The sequence below is a fragment of the Streptomyces sp. NPDC032198 genome (assembly GCF_040636975.1).
GTDB lineage: Bacteria > Actinomycetota > Actinomycetes > Streptomycetales > Streptomycetaceae > Streptomyces.
The window spans coordinates 123,051-144,709 of sequence record NZ_JBEZVL010000011.1 but is presented as its reverse complement, the minus strand read 5'-3'; the positions used below and the strand labels follow the sequence as shown (position 1 = coordinate 144,709).

Annotated in this window: 20 protein-coding genes; 15 read left to right on the top strand and 5 right to left on the bottom strand. The window is 69.6% G+C overall.

The window, feature by feature from the left end; translation table 11 throughout:
- The first annotated feature begins 22 nt into the window (after nucleotides 1-22).
- From rsmD to mutM, 7 genes are all read left to right on the top strand, one after another.
- Nucleotides 23-616 (top strand): 16S rRNA (guanine(966)-N(2))-methyltransferase RsmD, encoded by a 594-nt coding sequence (gene rsmD / locus AB0E78_RS28455; RefSeq protein ID WP_361838107.1) that lies wholly within the window; start codon nucleotides 23-25, stop codon nucleotides 614-616.
- A 26-nt stretch (nucleotides 617-642) separates the two neighbouring features.
- Nucleotides 643-1,122 carry a pantetheine-phosphate adenylyltransferase gene (gene coaD, locus AB0E78_RS28450; protein WP_361838475.1) on the top strand — a complete coding sequence of 160 codons (480 nt, stop codon included), beginning with the start codon at nucleotides 643-645 and terminating at the stop codon, nucleotides 1,120-1,122.
- Between the two features lie 110 nt (nucleotides 1,123-1,232).
- A complete protein-coding gene (locus tag AB0E78_RS28445) occupies nucleotides 1,233-2,303 on the top strand; it encodes an ATP synthase F0 subunit B (RefSeq protein WP_361838104.1) in 1,071 nt (356 codons plus the stop codon).
- 170 nt (nucleotides 2,304-2,473) lie between these two features.
- Nucleotides 2,474-3,118 (top strand): DUF177 domain-containing protein, encoded by a 645-nt coding sequence (locus AB0E78_RS28440; protein ID WP_361838472.1) that lies wholly within the window; start codon nucleotides 2,474-2,476, stop codon nucleotides 3,116-3,118.
- Between the two features lie 2 nt (nucleotides 3,119-3,120).
- The gene (gene rpmF, locus AB0E78_RS28435) at nucleotides 3,121-3,294 is read left to right on the top strand and encodes a 50S ribosomal protein L32 (RefSeq protein ID WP_003965982.1); all 174 of its coding nucleotides are present in this window, start codon (nucleotides 3,121-3,123) and stop codon (nucleotides 3,292-3,294) included.
- A gap of 7 nt (nucleotides 3,295-3,301) precedes the next feature.
- Nucleotides 3,302-4,162: a ribonuclease III gene (rnc, locus tag AB0E78_RS28430; RefSeq protein ID WP_361838101.1), complete on the top strand. Its 861-nt coding sequence runs from the start codon at nucleotides 3,302-3,304 to the stop codon at nucleotides 4,160-4,162.
- Nucleotides 4,163-4,263: 101 nt separating this feature from the next.
- Complete coding sequence (mutM, locus tag AB0E78_RS28425) at nucleotides 4,264-5,127, top strand: bifunctional DNA-formamidopyrimidine glycosylase/DNA-(apurinic or apyrimidinic site) lyase (protein ID WP_361838098.1); 864 nt, start codon at nucleotides 4,264-4,266, stop codon at nucleotides 5,125-5,127.
- Here mutM and AB0E78_RS28420 read toward each other — a convergent pair.
- Together AB0E78_RS28420 and AB0E78_RS28415 are read right to left on the bottom strand one after the other, a co-directional pair.
- Nucleotides 5,097-5,501, bottom strand: a complete 405-nt coding sequence (locus tag AB0E78_RS28420) for a helix-turn-helix domain-containing protein (RefSeq protein WP_361838095.1) — start codon at nucleotides 5,499-5,501, stop codon at nucleotides 5,097-5,099. The genes mutM and AB0E78_RS28420 overlap by 31 nt on opposite strands.
- Before the next feature lie 84 nt (nucleotides 5,502-5,585).
- On the bottom strand, nucleotides 5,586-6,524 hold the full coding sequence (locus tag AB0E78_RS28415; protein ID WP_361838092.1) for a CAP domain-containing protein: 939 nt from the start codon (nucleotides 6,522-6,524) through the stop codon (nucleotides 5,586-5,588).
- A 132-nt stretch (nucleotides 6,525-6,656) separates the two neighbouring features.
- On the opposite strand from AB0E78_RS28415, the gene AB0E78_RS28410 reads away from it, so the two are divergent.
- The 4 genes from AB0E78_RS28410 (at nucleotide 6,657) to AB0E78_RS28395 (ending at nucleotide 13,034) form a co-directional block, all read left to right on the top strand.
- The gene (locus AB0E78_RS28410) at nucleotides 6,657-6,938 is read left to right on the top strand and encodes an acylphosphatase (protein ID WP_361838089.1); all 282 of its coding nucleotides are present in this window, start codon (nucleotides 6,657-6,659) and stop codon (nucleotides 6,936-6,938) included.
- A gap of 383 nt (nucleotides 6,939-7,321) precedes the next feature.
- Nucleotides 7,322-7,525: a hypothetical protein gene (locus AB0E78_RS28405; protein WP_135333243.1), complete on the top strand. Its 204-nt coding sequence runs from the start codon at nucleotides 7,322-7,324 to the stop codon at nucleotides 7,523-7,525.
- 302 nt (nucleotides 7,526-7,827) lie between these two features.
- Nucleotides 7,828-11,388: a chromosome segregation protein SMC gene (smc, locus tag AB0E78_RS28400; RefSeq protein ID WP_361838084.1), complete on the top strand. Its 3,561-nt coding sequence runs from the start codon at nucleotides 7,828-7,830 to the stop codon at nucleotides 11,386-11,388.
- Nucleotides 11,389-11,606: 218 nt separating this feature from the next.
- Complete coding sequence (locus tag AB0E78_RS28395; protein ID WP_361838082.1) at nucleotides 11,607-13,034, top strand: sugar porter family MFS transporter; 1,428 nt, start codon at nucleotides 11,607-11,609, stop codon at nucleotides 13,032-13,034.
- Between the two features lie 44 nt (nucleotides 13,035-13,078).
- On the opposite strand, the gene AB0E78_RS28390 is transcribed toward AB0E78_RS28395, so the two are convergent.
- Nucleotides 13,079-14,059 (bottom strand): LLM class flavin-dependent oxidoreductase, encoded by a 981-nt coding sequence (locus AB0E78_RS28390; protein ID WP_361838079.1) that lies wholly within the window; start codon nucleotides 14,057-14,059, stop codon nucleotides 13,079-13,081.
- A gap of 91 nt (nucleotides 14,060-14,150) precedes the next feature.
- Nucleotides 14,151-15,605: a cytosine permease gene (locus AB0E78_RS28385; RefSeq protein WP_361838076.1), complete on the bottom strand. Its 1,455-nt coding sequence runs from the start codon at nucleotides 15,603-15,605 to the stop codon at nucleotides 14,151-14,153.
- Between the two features lie 198 nt (nucleotides 15,606-15,803).
- On the opposite strand from AB0E78_RS28385, the gene ftsY reads away from it, so the two are divergent.
- A complete protein-coding gene (gene ftsY / locus AB0E78_RS28380; protein WP_361838073.1) occupies nucleotides 15,804-17,012 on the top strand; it encodes a signal recognition particle-docking protein FtsY in 1,209 nt (402 codons plus the stop codon).
- An 83-nt stretch (nucleotides 17,013-17,095) separates the two neighbouring features.
- Here the strand turns inward: ftsY and AB0E78_RS28375 are convergent, their stop codons facing one another.
- Nucleotides 17,096-17,758, bottom strand: coding sequence for a bifunctional DNA primase/polymerase (locus AB0E78_RS28375; protein ID WP_361838070.1), 663 nt, complete (start codon nucleotides 17,756-17,758; stop codon nucleotides 17,096-17,098).
- 423 nt (nucleotides 17,759-18,181) lie between these two features.
- Between AB0E78_RS28375 and AB0E78_RS28370 the strand changes: the two genes are divergently transcribed.
- From AB0E78_RS28370 to AB0E78_RS28360, 3 genes are all read left to right on the top strand, one after another.
- Nucleotides 18,182-19,657, top strand: coding sequence for a hypothetical protein (locus AB0E78_RS28370; RefSeq protein WP_361838067.1), 1,476 nt, complete (start codon nucleotides 18,182-18,184; stop codon nucleotides 19,655-19,657).
- A 301-nt stretch (nucleotides 19,658-19,958) separates the two neighbouring features.
- On the top strand, nucleotides 19,959-21,323 hold the full coding sequence (locus AB0E78_RS28365; RefSeq protein ID WP_361838064.1) for an ammonium transporter: 1,365 nt from the start codon (nucleotides 19,959-19,961) through the stop codon (nucleotides 21,321-21,323).
- Nucleotides 21,320-21,658, top strand: a complete 339-nt coding sequence (locus AB0E78_RS28360; RefSeq protein ID WP_249587501.1) for a P-II family nitrogen regulator — start codon at nucleotides 21,320-21,322, stop codon at nucleotides 21,656-21,658. Before AB0E78_RS28365 ends, AB0E78_RS28360 begins: the two co-directional genes overlap by 4 nt.
- Nucleotide 21,659 lies beyond the last annotated feature (1 nt).

Sequence of the window (21,659 nt, the reverse complement as noted above, 5' to 3'; positions counted from 1 at the left end):
TCGTTCACCGACAAGGACTCAGATGACCCGCGTGATCGCCGGTGTGGCCGGCGGACGTCGCCTCGCCGTCCCGCCAGGAACCGGCACCCGGCCCACGACCGACCGCGCACGCGAGGGCCTGTTCTCCACCTGGCAGGCCCTGCAGGGCACGCTGGACGGGTCCCGCGTCCTCGACCTGTACGCCGGGTCCGGAGCCATCGGCCTCGAGGCGCTCTCGCGCGGCGCCGGCCACGCCCTGCTCGTCGAGGCCGACGCCCGCGCGGTGCGCACCGTCCGGGAGAACGTGAAGTCGATCGGCCTGCCCGGCGCCGAGGTCAGGGCGGGCAAAGCGGCACAGATCGTCCAGGGCGGCGCCCCCGCGACCCCGTACGACCTGGTCTTTCTCGACCCTCCGTACGTCGTCACCGATGACGATCTTCGGGAGATCCTGCTCACACTCCGCGCGGGGGGCTGGCTCACGGACGATGCGCTCGTCACCGTTGAACGCAGTACCAGAGGCGGAGAATTCTGCTGGCCCGACGGCTTCGAGGCACTGAGGTCCCGTCGTTACGGCGAAGGCACGTTTTGGTACGGTCGCGCCGCCTCTACGTGCGACGACTCAGTGATCGCGCCATGACCGGACCGGAGAGCGAGGGACTTCAGTTGCGCCGCGCCGTCTGTCCGGGGTCATTCGACCCCATCACCAATGGACACCTCGACATCATCGCCCGCGCCTCCAAGCTGTACGACGTGGTGCACGTCGCGGTGATGATCAATCAGTCGAAGAAGGGCCTGTTCGAGATCGACGAGCGGATCGAGCTGATCCGTGAGGTCACCGCCGACTTCGGGAACGTCGAGGTCGAGGCCTTCCACGGCCTTCTCGTCGACTTCTGCAAGCAGCGCGACATCCCGGCCATCGTGAAGGGCCTTCGCGCGGTCAGCGATTTCGACTACGAACTGCAGATGGCCCAGATGAACAACGGCCTCTCGGGCGTCGAGACCCTCTTCGTGCCCACGAACCCCACCTACAGTTTCCTGTCCTCCTCGCTGGTCAAGGAGGTCGCCGCCTGGGGCGGCGACGTGACCCACCTGCTGCCGCCGGTGGTCCACGAGGCGCTGGTGGAGCGCATCGGCAAGAAGTGACGGACCGCCGGGCGTACTGACAGTCCGTCACCCGGTGTCGGACGGCGGCCGACTGGCCTTACAGTCGTGCCGTCCGTCTCCAACCAGCTGTAGAGAGTGGCGAGCACACGGTGGACGTGCAGAAGAAGATCGACGAGATCGTCGACGCGGTCGGCAGTGCCCGGTCCATGCCGATGTCGGCCTCGTGCGTGGTCAACCGCGCCGATCTGCTGTCGATGCTCGAAGAGGTGCGCCAGGCACTGCCCGGCTCCCTTGCCCAGGCCCAGGAGCTCATCGGCGGCCGTGAGCAGCTGGTCGAGCAGGCCCGCCAGGAGGCGGACCGGATCATCGAGACCGCGCACGCCGAGCGGGGTTCGCTGATCTCCGACACGGAGGTCGCCCGCAACTCCCAGAGCGAGGCCGAGCGCATCCTCGCCGAGGCCCGGCAGGCCGCCGACGAGGTCCGTGTCGAGGCCGACGACTACGTGGACAGCAAGCTGGCCAACTTCGAGGTCGTCCTCACCAAGACCCTCGGCTCCGTCGGCCGCGGCCGCGAGAAGCTCCTGGGCACCGGCCCCGGCCTCGACGAGCAGGGTTACGAGGACGAGGACGCCCCGCAGCGCAGCCACGACCCCGAGACGCTGCGCCGGGACGCGGACGCCTACGTCGACGCCAAGCTCGGCGCCTTCGAGGCCGTCCTCGCCAAGACCCTGGAGGCGGTCGGCCGCGGCCGGCAGACCTTGCACGGCCGGGCGCCCGCCGACGACCTCGCGGGTCTCGCCGATGGCCTTGGCCCCCAGGCGCACACCACGGACGCCGAGTACCTCGCGGGCCTCACCGACCCCGCCGCGGCTGCCGTGGCGCCCGCTCCCGCGGCCCCGCAGCCGCCCCAGGCGGCTCCGCAGATCCCGGAACAGCAGCCGTACGCGCCGCCCCAGCAGGAGCCGGATCCGTACGGCTACCAGCAGCAGGACCAGTACGCCTACCAGCAGCAGTACGCCCAGCAGGACCCGTACGGCTATCAGCAGCAGGATCCGTACGGATACCCGCAGCAGGGGTACGACCAGACCCAGCAGCAGGGGTACGGAGAGCCGCAGCAGCAGCATCAGCACCCGGCCCCCGGCGTGCTGGACGAGACCAGTCTTTTCGACACCGGCATGATCACGGCGGAGCAGCTCCGCCAGTACGAACAGGGCCGCTAGCGCCCGGCCCACGGCCCTTCCGGGACCGGATTGGGCCGAGAGCGAAAGGTCCAGTATCCTGGCTCTTCGGTCGCGCGTACGTCCGCGATCCAGGCTGCCCGGCTAGTGAGCACAGCTCACGACGGGGGCGGCCCTCCTTGAACTTCCAGGATTCGAAAGCAGGAAAAGCCCTGAGTGCTCACCTTGACCACCGCAACCCTCTCGTGTTCGACACACACGAGCTGGGTCGGCGTCCCGGTGCGCTGCAGCGGCTGACCCGTGACGTCGAGGCCCCCGGTTCTCCGGGTGCCTTCGGCATCGACGGGGTCATCGGAGTGCCGGAAGGCGCCCCGGTCGAGCTGAAGATCCGCCTTGAGTCGGTCATGGACGGGGTGCTTGTCACAGGTACCGCCCGTGCGTCGGCCGAGGGGGAGTGCGTAAGGTGTCTGGAGCCGCTGAAGCTTGACGTGGAAGCGGACTTCCAGGAGATGTTCTCGTACCCTGACGCCGACGACCGGGGCCGCACCGCGGAACCGGCCGACGACGCCGAGGACGACGAGGACAGGCTCTATCTCGAGGACGGCTTGTTCGACCTCGAGCCCGTGCTGCGTGACGCGGTAGTGCTCGCACTGCCGATGCAGCCGGTGTGCCGGGACGACTGTCCGGGCCTGTGTTCCCAGTGCGGGGCACGGCTCGCGGACGACCCGGACCACCACCATGATGCCGTCGACATTCGTTGGGCGGCACTGCAGGGACTCGCCGGGACCATCCAGGACGGCGAGAAGGACGACGTGAGCGGCGCCGAAGCCGGCGTCGACGAGAAGCAGGAGAAGTAGCCGTGGCTGTTCCGAAGCGGAAGATGTCGCGCAGCAACACGCGCCACCGCCGGTCGCAGTGGAAGGCTGCGGTCCCCACTCTGGTTTCGTGTGAGCGTTGCCAGGAGCCGAAGCTGCAGCACATCGCGTGCCCGAGCTGCGGCACGTACAACAAGCGCCAGGTCCTCGAGGTCTGAGCGGCTGGTGAGAGGCACCGTGTCTAGCCAAAAAATGGCGGAAGACGCCAACGCTGAAAAGGCTGCAAACGCCAAGAAGCAGGCGGAAAACACGGCCTCGTCCCACACGCTTTTGGAAGGGCGGCTCGGGTACAAACTCGAGTCCGCCCTTCTGGTGCGTGCACTGACCCACCGTTCGTACGCGTACGAGAACGGCGGTCTGCCGACGAATGAGCGGCTCGAGTTCCTCGGGGACTCGGTGCTCGGTCTGGTCGTCACGGACACGCTCTATCGCACCCACCCCGACCTGCCTGAAGGCCAGCTGGCCAAATTGCGGGCCGCGGTGGTCAATTCGCGTGCGCTGGCGGAGGTCAGTCGTGGCCTCGAACTCGGCTCCTTCATCCGGCTCGGCCGGGGCGAAGAGGGTACGGGTGGCCGGGACAAGGCATCCATCCTCGCCGACACCCTTGAAGCGGTGATCGGCGCGGTCTATCTGGACCAGGGTCTGGACGCGGCGGGCGAGCTGGTGCACCGGCTCTTCGACCCGCTGATCGAGAAGTCCTCGAACCTGGGCGCGGGCCTGGACTGGAAAACCAGCCTCCAGGAGCTCACCGCCACCGAGAGCCTCGGCGTTCCCGAGTATCTCGTCACGGAGAGCGGCCCGGACCACGAGAAGACCTTTACTGCTGCCGCCCGCGTCGGAGGCGTCTCGTACGGCACCGGCACCGGCCGCAGCAAGAAGGAAGCGGAGCAGCAGGCCGCGGAGTCCGCCTGGCGCGAGATCAGCGCTGCCGCGGATGAGCGGATCAAGGCGGCGGAACTCGCCGCCGCTGCTCCTGCTACCGCTACCGCGCAGGTTGACGGGGGCGCCGAAGCCCCGTCAGCCTGACACGCTTTACTGTTTGGTGCCGGTCGCCCTTGGGGTGGCCGGCACCAAGCATTTCGCCGCGTCGCGGCATTCCCGCCCATTCGATCGCCCCGGAGTAGTCCATGCCCGAGCTGCCCGAGGTCGAAGTCGTCCGGCGTGGTCTTGAGCGGTGGGTGGCTCATCGCACCGTCGCCGATGTCGAGGTGCTGCATCCGCGTGCCGTGCGGCGGCATCTGGCGGGCGGTGACGATTTCGGGCTCCGCCTCAAGGGCCACCGGGTCGGTACGGCGATGCGGCGAGGGAAGTATCTCTGGCTGCCCGTCGAGGACGGCGACACCTCGATCCTCGCCCATCTCGGCATGAGCGGGCAGTTGCTGGTCCAGCCCCAGGACGCGCCCGACGAGAAGCACCTGAGGATCCGGGTGCGGTTCGCCGACGATCTCGGCACCGAGCTGCGCTTCGTCGATCAGCGGACCTTCGGCGGGCTCTCGCTGCACGAGAACACCCCGGACGGACTGCCGGACGTCATCGCGCACATCGCGCGTGACCCGCTGGACGAGCTGTTCGACGACGCGGCCTTCCATGCCGCGCTGCGCCGCCGTCGTACGACGATCAAACGGGCCCTGCTCGACCAGTCGTTGATCAGCGGCGTCGGCAACATCTACGCGGACGAGGCCCTTTGGCGGGCGAAGCTGCACTACGAGCGCCCCACCGCCACCTTCACGCGCCCGCGCACGGCCCAACTCCTGGGCCACGTAAGGGATGTGATGAATGCGGCCCTCGCCGTCGGGGGCACGAGCTTCGACAGCCTGTACGTGAACGTGAACGGCGAGTCCGGGTACTTCGAGCGGTCGCTCGACGCCTATGGACGTGAGGACGAGCCGTGCCGCCGCTGCGGTACCGCGATGCGCCGGCGCCCCTGGATGAACCGCTCCAGCTACTTCTGCCCGCGCTGTCAGCGGCCGCCGGCCACCCTCTTGTCGTAGCGCTCGCGCGCTTCGAGTACGCCGTCCATCCGGCCCTCCACGAAGTGGATGAGGTTCATCAGGCGGTCGGCGATCTCCCGTCCCAGCGGGGTGAGCCGGTAGTCCACGCGCGGCGGGTTGGTGGGCTGCGCATCGCGGTGGACCAGGCCGTCGCGCTCCAGCGCGTGCAGCGTCTGGGACAGCATCTTCTCGCTCACGCCGTCGACCCGGCGGCGCAGTTCGTTGAAACGGAACGAGCCGTCGTGCAGCGCGCCCAGGGTGAGTGCGCCCCAGCGTCCGGTGACGTGCTCCAGAGTGCCGCGGGAAACGCACTGCCTGGAGAACACGTCGAACGCGACCTCGGCCTCGGCCCGGTCCTGAGCGGTGGAATCCATGCGGACAGCATACTCCTGCACAGCGCTAACCCACGGGGTGCGCTAACCCGCAGTTAGTGCAGGTCCGGCTCGCGACCCGCTGTCCTAGAAGCCGAAGTCCTGCGTCCACCACGGGCCGCCCGGCGCGAAGTGCGCGCCGACGCCCAGGGTCTTGTAGTCGCAGTTCAGGATGTTGGCGCGGTGGCCGGGGCTGTTCATCCAGGCGTCCATCACGGACTGCGCGTTCGCCTGGCCCCGGGCGATGTTCTCGCCGCCCAGATCCGAGATCCCGGCCTTCTCCGCGCGGTCCCACGGGGTCGCGCCGTCCGGGTCGGTGTGGTCGAAGAAGTCGCGCTCGGCCATGTCCGAGCTGAAGTCCCCGGCCAGCGAGGCCAGCGCGCTGTCGCCGCTCACGGGGGAGCAGCCCACCTTGGCCCGCTCCTGGTTGACCAGGGTGAGCACCGTGGCCTCGGCCATACTCTCGGCGGACGGCGACTTCGAGCTGGTGGCCGGCGGGGCCTTGGGCTTCTCGGACGGGGTGCGCGAGGGGCGCGGGGGCGTCGTCTTCTTCTTCTCGCCGGTCTCGGGCGCGGGCGCCTTGGACGACGGCTTCTTCGACGGCTCGGCCGAGGGCTTCTCGGCGGGCCGCGAGGGGGAGGAGGGGGCCGGGGCGTCGGGGCGGTCCGAGCCGCGGCTCGGCGGTGCCGTCTCGCGGTCGGCGGTGCCGGTGTCGCCGCCCTGGGGGGACACCTCGCTGGGGGAGCTGGCGGCGCGCACCTTGTTCGAGTCGCCACCGCCGCCCAGGGAGTAGTTGTCGGCGCCGGGAACCAGGCCGGAGGCGACTGCCACTGCGCCCATCGCCACGGCTGCCGAGACCCCGAGCAGGCCGGTGCGCACCGGTGCGGCACGGCCCTTGCGGCGGTGCGACAGGGTGGCGGGGCGGGGCTCCGGGACGCCGGCGTGGCCGCCCGCGTATGTGTCGGAGACCCCAGTGGCGCGGCCGGTGGCGGCTGCCCCTGCGCCGGAGCGTCGGTGGCGTCCCATCTCCTGGCCTTCCTCGTCCTCAGCGGTCAACGTGGCTCACCCATACGGGTGAGGCTCATCGTGTCGGGACTGTACGCGATGGCGCATGGGGACGAAGTGCTACGAGAGCAATTGGCCGGTTAGCGTGCACCCATGAACGAAGAAGTCAGAGTCACGGCCTGGGTGCGTGGCCAGGTGCAAGGCGTGGGATTCCGCTGGTTCACGCGGGCCAAGGCTCTGGAGATCGGGGGCCTGAGTGGTTTTGCTCTCAATCTGGAGGACGGCCGCGTACAGGTCGTCGCCGAGGGGCCTCGCGCGGGTGCGCAGGGGCTGCTCGACTGGCTGCGCACGGGCGACACACCCGGCCGCGTCGACGGCGTCACTGAGATCTGGGACACTCCGCGCGGCATCTACGACACATTCGCGATTCGCTGACGAAGACCCGTCGGCCGGACCCGCCCCCGTGGGGTATTGGCAACTGCCCGGGGCAGGAAAGGCCTGGTGGTTGCCAAGAACGGTCCGTCGTGGCAGGCTCCCAGGTGAAGGATGATCGACACGCCCCCAGGGCCCCGCAGCAGAGGCAGCGCCGCCGTTCCAACGGCCGCAGACCCCCGGGTTGCCCGCCAATACAGGGCGTGATCGTGTTGACCGTCAAACTTTTTGGTGAGACTCTGGAAGCCCCGCGCACCTTAGCTGTTTGGCATGTGAGAACGGCCAGCAAGACCCAGCACGAACAACGAGTGCCAAGCACCGCGGGTGCGATTCCCTCACGACCCACACCGCTTCGGTCGGTCACTCATTGTGGAGGACCATCCATCATGGCAAAGGCGCTTCTCGGTTACGTCGGCGGTTCCGACCCGCGACTTCTCGCCGAGATGCGACGGCTCCAGCAGCGCGTCCAGGACCTGGAATCTGAGCTCGTGAAGATCCAGGCCGAGAACGACGCACTCGCGGCTGCCGCTTCTCACGAATCGCTCCTGGAGAGCATCGACGTACCCCAGGCGGAGCCTGCGCTCACCTGACCACCACCTTCAGCAAGGCGCTCATCTCACACGACCACGCGTAACGCCTGATCGCGTCACGCACTCTTGGGTCGGTGGGATGCCTGTTAACGCACGTGGTCGGGCTGCCCATGTCAGCCGCTTGTCCAGATCTGCAAGGGACGCTTCGGCGTCCCTTCTTTCTTGTCGCCGTGCAGCCGTTTCCGTTACACCTGATGTGCCCTGCATGTTCCTGGGTGAAACGGTTGAAGGAAAGGTACGGCGCGCAGCGCCCCGTTGGAAGGGCGGTGGCGGGAGACGGGTGGGAGGTAGAGTCCGGCGGCGTGCACCTCAAGGCCCTGACACTGCGCGGTTTCAAATCCTTCGCGTCGGCGACGACGCTGAAGTTCGAGCCGGGCATCACCTGCGTCGTCGGACCGAACGGCTCCGGCAAGTCCAATGTCGTGGACGCGCTGTCCTGGGTCATGGGCGAGCAGGGCGCCAAGTCGCTGCGCGGCGGCAAGATGGAGGACGTCATCTTCGCCGGCACGACCGGGCGCCCGCCGCTCGGCCGGGCCGAGGTGTCCCTCACCATCGACAACTCCGACGGCGCGCTGCCCATCGAGTACGCCGAAGTCACCATCACGCGCATCATGTTCCGCAACGGCGGCAGCGAGTACCAGATCAACGGGGACACCTGCCGCCTCCTGGACATCCAGGAACTGCTCTCCGACTCCGGCATCGGGCGCGAGATGCACGTCATCGTCGGACAGGGCCAGCTCGACGGCGTCCTGCACGCCGACCCGATGGGCCGCCGCGCCTTCATCGAGGAGGCGGCGGGCGTCCTCAAGCACCGCAAGCGCAAAGAGAAGGCCTTGCGCAAGCTCGACGCGATGCAGGCCAACCTCGCGCGCGTGCAGGACCTGACCGACGAACTGCGGCGTCAGCTCAAGCCCCTCGGCCGGCAGGCGGCCGTGGCGCGCAGGGCCGCCGTCATCCAGGCCGATCTGCGCGACGCCCGCCTGCGGCTGCTCGCCGACGACCTCGTACGCCTGCGGGACGCGCTGCGCACCGAGGTCGCCGACGAGGCGGAGCTCAAGCGGCGCAAGGACACCGCCGAGGCCGCGCTGAAGAAGGCGCTCCAGCGGGAGGCCGAGCTGGAGGACGAGGTGCGCCGCCTCACCCCGCGGCTCCAGCGGGCGCAGCAGACCTGGTACGAGCTGTCGCAGCTGGCCGAGCGGGTGCGCGGCACGGTGTCCCTCGCCGACGCCCGGGTCAAGAGCGCGACCGCGGCGCCCCCGGAGGAGCGGCGCGGCCGTGACCCCGAGGACATGGAGCGCGAGGCCGCCCGGATCCGCGAGCAGGAGGCGGAGCTCGCGGCTGCCCTGGAGGCCGCGGAGCACGCCCTGGAGGACACGGTCGGCCACCGTGCCGATCTGGAGCGGGAGCTCGCGGTCGAGGAGCGCCGCCTCAAGGACGTGGCACGGGCCATCGCCGACCGGCGCGAAGGGCTCGCCCGGCTGCACGGCCAGGTCAACGCCGCGCGCTCGCGGGCGGGCTCCGCGCAGGCCGAGATCGACCGGCTCGCCGTGGCGCGTGACGAGGCGGGAGAGCGCGCGGTCGCCGCCCAGGAGGCGTACGAGCAGCTGAAGGCGGAGGTCGACGGGCTCGACGCCGGTGACGCGGAGCTCGGCGAACGGCACGACGAGGCGAAGCGTTCCCTCACCGAGGCCGAGGGTGCGCTGACCGCGGCCCGCGAGGCCGCCACCGCCGCCGAACGCAAGCGGGCCGCGGTCGCCGCCCGGCACGAGGCGCTCGCGCTCGGCCTGCGCCGCAAGGACGGTTCGGGGGCGCTGCTCGCCGCCAAGGACCGCCTCACGGGACTCCTCGGTCCGGCGGCCGAGCTGCTCTCGATCGCACCGGGGTACGAGGTCGCGATCGCGGCGGCGTTCGGCGCCGCGGCGGACGCGATCGCGGTGACCACACCGGCATCGGCGGCGGAGGCCATCCGGCTGCTGCGCAAGCAGGACGCGGGACGGGCCGCGCTGCTGCTCACGGGGGCGCCCGACGGGGAGCGCGACGTACGGACCGGTGGTTCTGAAGGGCCGCCCCTCGCCGCCGAGTTGGTGCGCGGTCCTGAGGATCTGATGCCCGCCGTGCGGCGGCTGCTGCGGGGCATCGTCGTCGTCGGCACCCTTGAGGACGCCGAGGACTTCGTCTACGCCCACCCGGAGCTCACCGCCGTCACCGCCGAAGGCGACCTGCTCGGGGCGCACTTCGCGCAGGGCGGTTCGGCCGGGGCGCCGAGCCTCCTCGAAGTGCAGGCATCCGTCGACGAGGCGGCCGCCGAGCTGGAGCAACTCGCCGCCCAGTGCGAGGAGCTGGCCCGCGTACAGCAGGAGTCCGGTGAGCGCCGCAAGGAAGTCGCCGCGCTCGTCGAGGAGTTGGGGGAGCGCAGGCGCACCGCCGACCGGGAGAAGTCAGCCGTGGCCCAGCAGCTGGGCGCGCTCGCCGGGCAGGCGCGTGGCGCCGCGGGCGAGGCGGAGCGCAGTGCGGCCGCCGCGGCCAAGGCGCAGGAGGCGCTGGACAAGGCGGTCGAGGACGCCGAGGAGCTGGCCGAGCGTCTCGCCGTCGCGGAAGAGGCGCCGGTAGAGGAGGAGCCCGACACCTCGGTACGCGACCGGCTGGCCGCCGACGGGGCCAACGCCCGGCAGACCGAGATGGAGGCCAGGCTCCAGGTGCGTACGCACGAGGAGCGGGTCAAGGGCCTGGCGGGACGGGCCGACTCGCTCGACCGGGCCGCACGCGCCGAACGCGAGGCACGCGCGCGTGCCGAGCAGCGCAAGGCCCGGATGCGGCACGAGGCCGCGGTCGCCGAGGCCGTCGCCCGTGGCGCGCGGCAGCTGCTCGCGCACGTCGAGGTCTCCCTCGTACGGGCGCAGGAGGAACGTGCCTCCGCCGAGCGCGCCAAGGAAGTGCGGGAGCGGGATCTCACCGCCGAGCGGGGCCAGGGGCGTGACCTCAAGGCGGAACTCGACACATTGACGGATTCAGTTCACCGCGGCGAGGTACTCGGTGCCGAGAAGCGGCTGCGGATCGAGCAGCTGGAGTCCAAGGCACTGGAGGAACTCGGTGTGGAACCGGCAGGACTCGTGTCCGACTACGGCCCCGACCAGCTCGTGCCGCCCTCCCCCGCGGCCGAGGGCGAGGAGCTCCCCGAGGACCCGGAGCACCCGCGCAACAGGCCCGTGCCGTACGTCCGCGGTGAGCAGGAGAAGCGGCTGAGGTCAGCCGAACGGGCGTACCAGCAGCTCGGGAAGGTGAACCCGCTGGCCCTGGAGGAGTTCGCCGCGCTGGAGGAGCGCCATAAGTTCCTGAGCGAGCAGCTGGAGGACCTGAAGAAGACGCGGGCCGACCTCCTGCAAGTGGTGAAGGAGGTCGACGAGCGCGTCGAGCAGGTGTTCACCGAGGCCTACCGGGACACCGCCCGTGAGTTCGAGGGCGTGTTCTCGCGGCTCTTCCCGGGCGGCGACGGGCGGCTCATCCTGACCGACCCCGACAACATGCTCACCACCGGAGTCGACGTCGAGGCCCGCCCGCCCGGCAAGAAGGTCAAGCGGCTCTCGCTGCTCTCCGGCGGTGAGCGGTCGCTGACCGCCGTCGCGCTGCTCGTCTCGATCTTCAAGGCACGGCCGAGTCCCTTCTATGTGATGGACGAGGTCGAGGCCGCGCTCGACGACACCAACCTGCAGCGGCTCATCCGCATCATGGAGGAGCTGCAGGAGGCCTCGCAGCTCATCGTGATCACGCACCAGAAGCGGACGATGGAGGTCGCCGACGCGCTGTACGGCGTGTCCATGCAGGGCGACGGCGTCTCAAAGGTGATCAGCCAGCGGCTTCGGTAGCCCTTCACGGGCCGTCCTTCATAACTTCAAGACTTGAACGAACCACTCCCTACGGGTGCCTGAAGTTCACAGGAACCCAGGTATTGACTTCGAAACTTGAAGGCATAGTCTCTGCAACGTTGCTTTTACCTTCAGGTGGTGGGCGGCGTGAAGTTGTGCGCCACTTGAAGTGCTCACCCCCACCCCCGGCGATGCTGCCGGTGGCCCGAGGAGTCCATGTGACCAGCACAACGAAGGCGCCGCAGCCCGGCCACGGCAGAGAGGCCCACCCGGACCATCTCGGCCATGTCATCTTCATTACGGCGGCAGCCGCGATGGGTGGCTTCCTTTTCGGTTACGACAGCTCGGTGATCAATGGCGCCACCGTCGCCATCCAGCACCGTTTCGACGTCGACGCCAACATGCTCGGCTGGATCATCGCGACCGCGCTGCTCGGCTGTGCCGTCGGTGCCGCGATCGCCGGACGGATCGCCGACCGCATCGGCCGCATCCGCTGCATGCAGATCGCCGCCGTCCTCTTCGCGGCGAGCGCCGTCGGATCGGCCCTGCCGTTCGCGGCGTGGGACCTGACGATGTGGCGCTTCATCGGCGGCATCGGCATCGGCATGGCGTCCGTCATCGGCCCGGCCTACATCGCCGAGGTCGCCCCGCCCGCGTACCGAGGCCGCCTCGCCTCCTTCCAGCAGGCCGCGATCGTCATCGGCATCGCCGTCTCCCAGCTGGTCAACTGGGGCATCCTCAACGTCGCCGACGGCGACCAGCGCGGCGAGCTCCTTGGCCTGGAGGCCTGGCAGCTGATGCTCGGCGTCATGGTCATCCCGGCCCTCCTCTACGGGCTGCTCTCCTTCGCCATCCCCGAGTCGCCGCGCTTCCTGATCTCGGTCGGCCGCAACGTCGAGGCGAAGAAGGTGCTCGGCGAGGTCGAGGGCACCAACATCGACCTGGACGCGCGCGTCTCCGAGATCGAGGAGGGCATGCGCCGCGAGCACAAGTCCTCGTTCAAGGACCTGCTCGGCAAGGTCGGCTTCCTGCCGATCGTCTGGATCGGCATCGGCCTCTCGGTGTTCCAGCAGCTCGTCGGCATCAACGTGATCTTCTACTACTCGAACCAGCTGTGGCAGTCGATCGGCAAGGACCCGAGCAGCTCGTTCCTGTACTCGTTCGAGACGTCGATCGTGAACATCATCGGCACGGTCATCGCGATGGTCTTCGTCGACCGCATCGGCCGCAAGCCGCTGGCCATCATCGGCTCCGCCGGCATGGCGCTCGCGCTCTTCACCTGCGCCTGGGCGTTTTCGTACCGCACCGGCTCCGGCGACAACGTCTCGCTGCCGAACGCGCAGGGCCTGACCGCGATCATCGCCGCCAACGCCTTCGTGCTCTTCTTCGCCCTCTCCTGGGGCGTGGTGGTCTGGGTGCTGCTCGGTGAGATCTTCCCGAACCGGATCCGCGCCGCCGCCCTCGGTGTGGCCGCGTCGGCCCAGTGGCTCGCGAACTTCGCGATCACCAAGACGTTCCCGAGCATGTCCGAGTGGAGCCTGACCGGCTCGTACATCATCTACGGCGCCTTCGCCGTGATCTCGATCCCCTTCGTCATGAAGTTCGTCAAGGAGACGAAGGGCAAGACCCTGGAGGAGATGGGCTAATCCCCGCTGCCCCTCCTCTGAGGAAGCTGCCCCGGTTCAAGGACCTATTCCTTGAGCCGGGGCAGTACGTTTTCGCAGAAGTGGTGCAGGCTGCGCCATCCCTCGTCGACCGGCATCCCGCCGGAGAGCGGATGCAGCACGAGATTGGCGGCACCGTCCTGCACGTACGCCACGCACTCGTCGGGCGTCAGGACGCGGTAGACGCCCTCGGCGCGCAGCTCCTCGACCGTGGTGGCGCCGGACTTCACGGCTGAGCGGATGTCCTTGGACTGCCAGGAGGCGTACGTACGGGCCTCGTGCAGGAAGTGCTCGCCGTGCTCGGCCCAGGTGCGGTCCGGGTCGTCCGCGATGTGCAGCAGCGGCGTCTCGGCGGCGGGCATCATGGTCCAGCCCTTGGTGCCGTACTCCGCGAGGCGTTCGTTGTAGTAGGCCTCGAGCTCCGGCAGATGGGCGCTGGGGAAGAACGGCAGGCCGAGCCGGGCCGCGCGACGGGCCGCCGCCTGCGAGGAGCCGCCGACCAGGAGCATCGGATGCGGCTGGGTGTACGGACGCGGGGTGACGCGCGCGGTGCGGCCGCGGAATTCGAAGGGCTCGCCCGTCCACGCCTGCAACAGGGTCTCCAGGAGCTCGTCCTGGAGCTTTCCGCGCCGCTTCCAGTCGACGCCGAACGCCTCGTACTCCTCGGGCCGGTAGCCGATCCCCGCCACCGTGACGAGACGGCCGCCGCTGAGCAGGTCGAGTACGGCGATGTCCTCGGCGAGCCGCAGCGGATCGTGCAGCGGGCCGATGATCGCGGAGACCGTGACCGCGATGCGCCGGGTCGCGCCGAAGACCGCGCCGGCGAAAGTGAAGGGCGAGGGCAGCCAGTTGTTGCCGACGCCGTGGTGTTCCTCGGTCTGCACGGTGGAGATGCCCCGGTCATCCGCGTACGTGGACATCTCCAGTGCGGCCTTGTAGCGGTCGCTCAGGGAGCCGGGCGTCGCATCCGGATCGACGAGGTTGAAGCGTACGACTGTGACGGGCATGGAAAACGTCCCCCTTCACCATGGGCGGGCGAAGAGGGACGTTAGATGACGCAGTGTCAGATGACCAGTGTCCGGGGGCAGTTGCTCCGGATCAGGCCGAGACCAGCTCGGTCTCGCCCTCGCCGTTGCCCTTCGGGCTCTCGGGAGTCACGGCGGCCGGGGTCCTCGGAAGAACCGCGTACAGGGCGGCGGCGATGAGGATCGTGGCGAGCCAGCCCAGGCCGTTGCGGCCGATCCAGGAGGTGGCGAGCGGGCCGCTGAACCAGTCGACCTTCGTGAAGAGCAGGCCCATCACCAGGGCGATCGCCCACGCGCTCATGGCCTGCCAGGCGAAGCCCGCCTTGTACCAGTACGCGCTGGTGCGCCTGGTGTCCATCAGCGCCTCGGCGTCGTACGTCTTCCTGCTCAGCATGTCGACGCCGAAGACGCCGATCCAGGCGGAGAACGCGACCGCGAGCAGCGTCAGGAAGGAGATGAACGAACCGATGAAGCTGGTGGCCACGTTCATCAGGAGGTAGCCGAAGACCAGGCTGATGATGGCGTTGATGGAGACGGCCCAGGCGCGCGGGACCTTGATGCCGAGCGTCATCGCGGTGAAGCCCGCGGAGTACATCGACATCGAGTTGATCAGCAGCATGCCGATCACGGCCATCACGAGATACGGCACCGCGATCCACGTCGGCAGGAGCTGGCCGAGGAAGGAGACCGGGTCCGAGGCCTTGGAGAGGCTCGGCGTGCTGACCGCCATGACGGCGCCCATCAGGACCATCGGGACGACGACGATGCCGGCGCCGCCGATCGCGTTGCCCACCAGAGCCTTGCCGGAGGCGTTGCGCGGGAGGTAGCGCGTGAAGTCGGGGCCCGTGGGGACCCAGCTGATGCCGCCCGCGGCGATCACGCCGACGCCCGCGACCATCGCCGCGGTGGAGCCCGCGGACTGCGAGAAGACGTCCGACCAGGGGGTGTTGGCCACCAGGTAGACCAGCACGAGGACGCTGAACGCGCCGAAGAGGTACGTCGCCCACGTGTTGCAGACGTGCAGCACCTTGCGGCCCAGGCCGCTGATGACGAACGTGCAGGCGACGAAGGCGATCAGCGTCACGACCGTCAGCCACTTGCTGGACTTCACGCCGAAGCAGATGTCCAGGACGGTGATGATCGCGTACGCGCCCGTGACCGCGTTGATCGTCTCCCAGCCCCAGCGGGCGACCCAGATCAGTGCGCCCGGGAAGAGGTTGCCGCGCTGGCCGAAGACCGCGCGCGAGAGCGTCATGCCGGGGGAGCCGCCGCGCTTGCCCGCGATGGAGATCAGACCGACCAGGCCGTAGCTGAGGAGGGGCGAGACGAGGGCGACCACCAGGGCCTGCCAGAAGTTCAGGCCGTTCGTCACGATGAGACCGGCGCCCATGGTGAGCAGCAGGACGCTGATGTTGGCCGCCACCCAGGTGGGGAACAGCTCGCGGGTCCGGCCGGTGCGCTCGGAGTCGGGGACGGGCTCGAGGCCGCGTGTCTCCAGGGCGCCTTCGTTTTCGGCGGTGGTGCTCATGGGGTGGGGTCCGTGCCTCTCGCTCGGATCGCAACGCCGCGATCCGTCCGTGGGGGTGATCGGGTTGGACTCTACGCGCGTTGATGCGGAGAGCTCCATCGTACTTTAGTCCGAGTAGTGCCCTCTATGAGCTTATGTTCTTTGGAGGAAGCTACAGCTTGGGCCCCTGTTGCCCCCATGGCTGATACTGGGTGAGTTATGGAAATCGTCATCCTTGCTGTAGTCATCGCCGTGGTCGTGATCGGCGCGCTCGGCGGGCTCGTGATCGGCAGCCGCAAGAAGAAGCAGCTGCCGCCGCAGGCCCCGTCGTCCACGCCCACCATCACCGCCCCTCCGGCCGAGCCGCACGTCGGCGACGAGGCCGAGACGCCGCGCGACGAACCGCGCCGCACGATCGAGGAGGTGGAACTCCCGCTCGCCGAGCCGTCGGCGTCGGCCCCCGTGGTCGTCGAAGAACCGGCCGCACCGGAGATCGAGACCCCGGAGCCCACGGCAGGTCGCCTGGTCCGGCTGCGCTCGCGTCTCTCGCGCTCGCAGAACGCACTCGGCAAGGGGCTGCTCACGCTCCTCTCCCGCGAGCACCTGGACGAGGACACGTGGGAGGAGATCGAGGACACGCTCCTCACCGCCGACGTCGGCGTCGCCCCCACCCAGGAACTGGTCGAGCGGCTCCGCGAGCGCGTCCGCGTGCTCGGCACCCGCACCCCGGACGACCTGCGCACGCTGCTGCGCGAGGAGCTGGTCGCGCTGGTCGGCCCGGACTTCGACCGCACGGTCAAGACCGAGTCGGGCCTGGAGACGCCCGGCATCGTGATGGTCGTCGGCGTGAACGGCACCGGCAAGACCACCACCACCGGCAAGCTCGCCCGTGTCCTGGTCGCCGACGGCCGCTCCGTGGTCCTCGGCGCGGCCGACACGTTCCGCGCGGCCGCCGCCGACCAGCTGCAGACCTGGGGCGATCGCGTCGGCGCACGCACGGTCCGCGGCCCCGAGGGCGGCGACCCGGCGTCGATCGCCTTCGACGCGGTCAAGGAGGGCATCGCGGAGGGCGCCGACGTCGTCCTCATCGACACCGCGGGGCGCCTGCACACCAAGACCGGCCTGATGGACGAGCTCGGCAAGGTCAAGCGCGTCGTCGAGAAGCACGCGCCGCTGGACGAGGTGCTGCTCGTCCTGGACGCCACGACCGGGCAGAACGGCCTGGTGCAGGCGCGGGTCTTCGCCGAGGTCGTGGACATCACCGGCATCGTCCTGACGAAGCTGGACGGCACGGCCAAGGGCGGCATCGTCGTGGCGGTCCAGCGCGAGCTGGGCGTGCCGGTGAAGCTGATCGGCCTCGGCGAGGGCGCGGACGACCTGGCGCCGTTCGAGCCGGAGGCGTTCGTGGACGCGCTGATCGGCGAGTAGGCAGCCGCCTTCTCGCCGTACGCGAAGAAATGCCCCACCCCGGGGTGCAGCCGGGGTGGGGCATTTCCGTGTGCGGGCGGTGACTACGCCGGTGAGCGGTGGGCCACGTACGCCAGGGTCCCCAGGACGAGCCGTGCCTGCGGGGGATGGGTCGCCGAGTCGAGGTCCGGGGGGCGGAGCCAGCGGACCGGGCCGAGGCCCCCGCGGTCGGACGGCGGGGCCGTGACGTGCGTGCCAGGACCCAGGCCGTGCAGGTCGATGCCGGCGTCGTCCCAGCCCATGCGGTAGAGCAGCTGGGGGAGTTCGACGGCGGCGCCGGGGGCGACGAAGAAGTGCGCGCGGCCGTCGGGCGTCGCCGCCACCGGGCCCAGCGGCAGGCCCATGCGCTCCAGGCGGACCAGCGCCCTGCGTCCGGCCGCCTCGGCCACCTCGATGACGTCGAAGGCGCGGCCCACGGGCAGCAGTACGGCGGAGCCCGGGAACTGCGCCCAGGCCTCGCTCACTTCGTCGAGCGTCGCCCCGGCGGGGACCTCGGGCGCGAACTCCAGGGGGTGGGCGCCGGGGGCCGCGCAGGCGGCCGCACCACAGGAGCAGCGGCCGTCCAGGGCGCGAGCACCGGGGACCGCGGCCCATCCCCACAGCCCGGTGTACTCGGCCACCGCTGTGCAGTCCGACGTGCGGCCGCGCCGCCGTGAACCGGTGCGAGGCTTGTCGGTTCCCCGGATGCCGCCGATCGTGAAGCCCATGCCCCCTCCAACGGGTCGAGCGCAGTGTGGTTACGTGACGGAATCGGATCGTGACCCTGCGTTCTTGTGCGGTCGCCCGGCGGTCCCAGGGGGGTGCGCCCTGACATTCACGCCCCCAAGTGCTCCCTTCCGCCTACCTTCGGTCGTCCACTGTCAAGTCAATCGCTTGTCGCGGGGCAGGAGTTCATTCGAAGGGGTGGCGAATGGTGGCGTTTCCGCGATCGCCCTCGCCGGAGGGGTGATCGTAGGATTACTTTCAGTACACGGACCTCGAATGCCGTGCACTCGTGGGTATGCCGGAGGCAAGTCGGTTTCCTGTTCGATGGGTGACGTTCTCCGGACGGAGAGCCGCACCGCGCGGCATTCTGGTAGGGCTTGGCGTGAGACCGCGCGATAAGTGTCTTGAGGGATGGGGGCGTTCCAGTGGGCGGCAATGGCGGAAGTGGTGCGAACGCTGAGAAGCGCCCCAACGAGCTGCTCAATTCCTGGTTCGTGCGCAGTGGCTGGTCGAAGGGCGAGCTGGCGCGCCAAGTGAACCGCAGGGCCCGGCAGTTGGGTGCGCACCACATCTCCACCGACACCTCCCGGGTGCGCCGCTGGCTGGACGGCGAGAATCCTCGCGAGCCCATCCCGCGCATCCTCTCCGAGCTGTTCTCCGAGCGGTTCGGCTGCGTCGTGGCGGTCGAGGACCTCGGGCTGCGCGCCGCGCACCAGTCGCCCTCCGTCTCGGGCGTCGACCTGCCCTGGACCGGACCCCAGACCGTCGCGCTCATCAGCGAGTTCTCGCGCAGCGACCTGATGCTGGCCCGGCGCGGCTTCCTCGGCACCTCGCTCGCGCTCTCCGCGGGCCCCTCCCTCATCGAGCCCATGCAGCGCTGGCTGGTCCCGGGGCCGACGTCCCCGGTCGGCGACCCGGAGCCGCCCGTCCCGTCCCGCAGGCCCGGACGGCTCTCCAAACCGGAGCTCGACCTCCTGGAGTCCACGACCGTGATGTTCCGGCAGTGGGACGCCCAGTGCGGCGGCGGACTGCGGCGCAAGGCGGTCGTCGGCCAACTGCACGAGGTGACGGACCTGTTGCAGGAGCCCCAGCCGGAAGCCACGTCCAAGCGGCTCTTCAAGGTCGCGGGCGAGCTGGCCGAACTGGCCGGCTGGATGAGCTATGACGTCGGGCTCCAGCCCACCGCCCAGAAGTACTTCGTGCTGGCCCTGCACGCCGCGAAGGAAGCCGGCGAGAAGCCCCTCGGTTCGTACATCCTCTCCAGCATGAGCCGCCAGATGATCCACCTCGGGCGGCCCGACGACGCGCTCGAACTCATCCATCTCGCGCAGTACGGCAGCCGTGACTGCGCGAGCCCGCGCACCCAGGCCATGCTGTATGCGATGGAGGCCCGCGCCTACGCCAGCATGGGCCAGCCCGGCAAGTGCAAGCGGGCCGTGCGCATGGCCGAGGACACCTTCGCCGACGCCGCCGACTTCGACGAGCCCGAGCCCGACTGGATCCGCTTCTTCTCCGAGGCCGAGCTGAACGGCGAGAACGCCCACTCGTTCCGTGACCTGGCCTATGTGGCGGGCCGCAGCCCCACGTACGCCTCGCTCGCCGAGCCCGTCATGGAGCGCGCCGTCGACCTCTTCGGCAAGGACTCCGAGCACCAGCGTTCGTATGCCCTGAACCTCATCGGGATGGCCACGGTCCACCTGCTCCAGCGCGAGCCCGAGCAGAGCACGGTCCTCGCGCACGAGGCCCTCACCATCGCCAAGAAGGTCCGCTCCGAGCGGGTCAACACCCGCCTCCGCAAGACCGTGGACACCGCCGTGCGGGACTTCGGCGACCTCGCCGAGGTCGTGCAGCTGACCGACCAGCTCGCCATCGACATGCCGGAAACCGCGGAGGCGGTCTGACGGCGCCCCACCAGAACTCCGGCCGCGGCCGGTCCATCCCGAACTGCCCGACTCGGCTCCCCCACGCCAGGTCAATCGGATGGCCGCCGCGGTCGGTTTGCGTTGTGTGCGCAGGGTATGAAATCGCGCCCCGCCTGACCCGGCAGTTCATGGACGCGTAACACGCACGACCTCTTCGTCACTGCGGCGAAACATCGAGGGGCGCCCCCCGAAACGGCGCTGGGCCAATCTCATGGCGCATAACGGCCCACCCCCTCTTGCCCCGCCCGCACGGGCCGCATACGACGACGAGGAGACGCCGATGCCCCCAGGCATCACGATCGCCGCAGACGCCCCGCAGCTGTCTGCCGCCAACACAGGGTTCATGCTCATCTGTTCCGCCCTGGTGATGCTCATGACGCCGGGACTCGCCTTCTTCTACGGAGGCATGGTCCGCGTCAAGAGCACGCTGAACATGCTGATGATGAGCTTCATCAGTCTGGGGATCGTCACCATCCTCTGGGTGCTGTACGGCTTCTCCATCGCGTTCGGCACCGACCACGGCAGCCTCTTCGGCTGGTCGTCCGACTACGTCGGGCTGAGCGGCATAGGCCTGACCGAGCTGTGGGACGGCTACACCATCCCGGTCTACGTCTTCGCGGTCTTCCAGCTGATGTTCGCGATCATCACGCCCGCGCTGATCAGCGGCGCGCTCGCCGACCGCGTGAAGTTCACCGCCTGGGCGCTGTTCGTCGCGCTCTGGGCCACGGTCGTCTACTTCCCGGTCGCGCACTGGGTGTGGGGCACGGGCGGCTGGGCCTTCGAGCTCGGCGTCATCGACTTCGCCGGTGGCACGGCCGTGCACATCAACGCCGGTGCCGCCGCGCTCGGCGTGATCCTGGTCATCGGCAAGCGCGTCGGCTTCAAGAAGGACCCGATGCGGCCGCACAGCCTGCCGCTCGTCATGCTCGGCGCCGCACTCCTGTGGTTCGGCTGGTTCGGCTTCAACGCCGGATCGTGGCTGGGCAACGACGACGGCGTCGGCGCGATGATGTTCCTGAACACGCAGGTCGCCACCGCCGCGGCCATGCTGGCCTGGCTCGCCTACGAGAAGATCCGGCACGGCGCGTTCACCACGCTCGGTGCCGCTTCGGGTGCCGTCGCCGGTCTCGTCGCGATCACCCCGTCCGGCGGCTCCTGCTCGCCGCTCGGCGCGATCGCCATCGGTGCCATCGCCGGTCTGCTCTGCGCCATGGCCGTCGGCCTGAAGTTCAAGTTCGGCTACGACGACTCCCTCGACGTCGTCGGCGTCCACCTCGTCGGCGGTGTCGTGGGCTCGCTGCTCGTCGGCTTCTTCGCCACCGGTGGCGTCCAGTCCGACGCCAAGGGCCTCTTCTACGGCGGCGGCCTCGATCAGCTGGGCAAGCAGGCCGCCGGAGTCGGCGCCGTCCTCGCGTACTCCATGATCGCGTCCGCGATCCTCGCCTTCCTGGTCGACAAGACCATCGGGATGCGGGTCAGCGAGGACGAGGAGGTCGGGGGCATCGACCAGGTGCAGCACGCCGAGACCGCGTACGACTTCAGCGGCGCGGGCGGTGGCACGGCGCCCCGTACCGCCGCTGTGCCGGGCCCGGTCCAGGAGGCCGGCAAGGCTGCGAACGAGAAGAACAAGAGGGTGGACGCATGAAGCTCATCACCGCGGTCGTCAAGCCGCACCGGCTCGACGAGATCAAGGAGGCCCTCCAGGCCTTCGGAGTCCAGGGCCTGACCGTCACCGAGGCCAGCGGCTACGGCCGCCAGCGCGGTCACACCGAGGTCTACCGTGGCGCGGAGTACACCGTCGACCTCGTGCCGAAGATCCGGATCGAGGTCCTGGTCGAGGACGACGACGCCGAACAACTCGTGGATGTCGTGGTGAAGGCCGCCCGAACCGGCAAGATCGGGGACGGCAAGGTCTGGAGCGTCCCGGTCGAGACGGCGGTCCGGGTGCGGACCGGCGAGCGCGGACCGGATGCGCTCTGAG

Excerpts from the sequence above, each read along its gene's own strand:
- AB0E78_RS28360 (WP_249587501.1), top strand. The coding sequence starts at position 21,320 with ATGAAGCTCATCACCGCGGTCGTCAAGCCGCACCGGCTCGACGAGATC.
- AB0E78_RS28375 (WP_361838070.1), bottom strand. The coding sequence starts at position 17,758 with ATGGGCTTCACGATCGGCGGCATCCGGGGAACCGACAAGCCTCGCACC.
- AB0E78_RS28415 (WP_361838092.1), bottom strand. The coding sequence starts at position 6,524 with ATGGGACGCCACCGACGCTCCGGCGCAGGGGCAGCCGCCACCGGCCGC.
- AB0E78_RS28420 (WP_361838095.1), bottom strand. The coding sequence starts at position 5,501 with ATGGATTCCACCGCTCAGGACCGGGCCGAGGCCGAGGTCGCGTTCGAC.
- AB0E78_RS28385 (WP_361838076.1), bottom strand. The coding sequence starts at position 15,605 with ATGAGCACCACCGCCGAAAACGAAGGCGCCCTGGAGACACGCGGCCTC.
- AB0E78_RS28390 (WP_361838079.1), bottom strand. The coding sequence starts at position 14,059 with ATGCCCGTCACAGTCGTACGCTTCAACCTCGTCGATCCGGATGCGACG.
- mutM (WP_361838098.1), top strand. The coding sequence starts at position 4,264 with ATGCCCGAGCTGCCCGAGGTCGAAGTCGTCCGGCGTGGTCTTGAGCGG.
- ftsY (WP_361838073.1), top strand. The coding sequence starts at position 15,804 with ATGGAAATCGTCATCCTTGCTGTAGTCATCGCCGTGGTCGTGATCGGC.
- AB0E78_RS28405 (WP_135333243.1), top strand. The coding sequence starts at position 7,322 with ATGGCAAAGGCGCTTCTCGGTTACGTCGGCGGTTCCGACCCGCGACTT.
- AB0E78_RS28410 (WP_361838089.1), top strand. The coding sequence starts at position 6,657 with ATGAACGAAGAAGTCAGAGTCACGGCCTGGGTGCGTGGCCAGGTGCAA.
- rsmD (WP_361838107.1), top strand. The coding sequence starts at position 23 with ATGACCCGCGTGATCGCCGGTGTGGCCGGCGGACGTCGCCTCGCCGTC.
- AB0E78_RS28365 (WP_361838064.1), top strand. The coding sequence starts at position 19,959 with ATGCCCCCAGGCATCACGATCGCCGCAGACGCCCCGCAGCTGTCTGCC.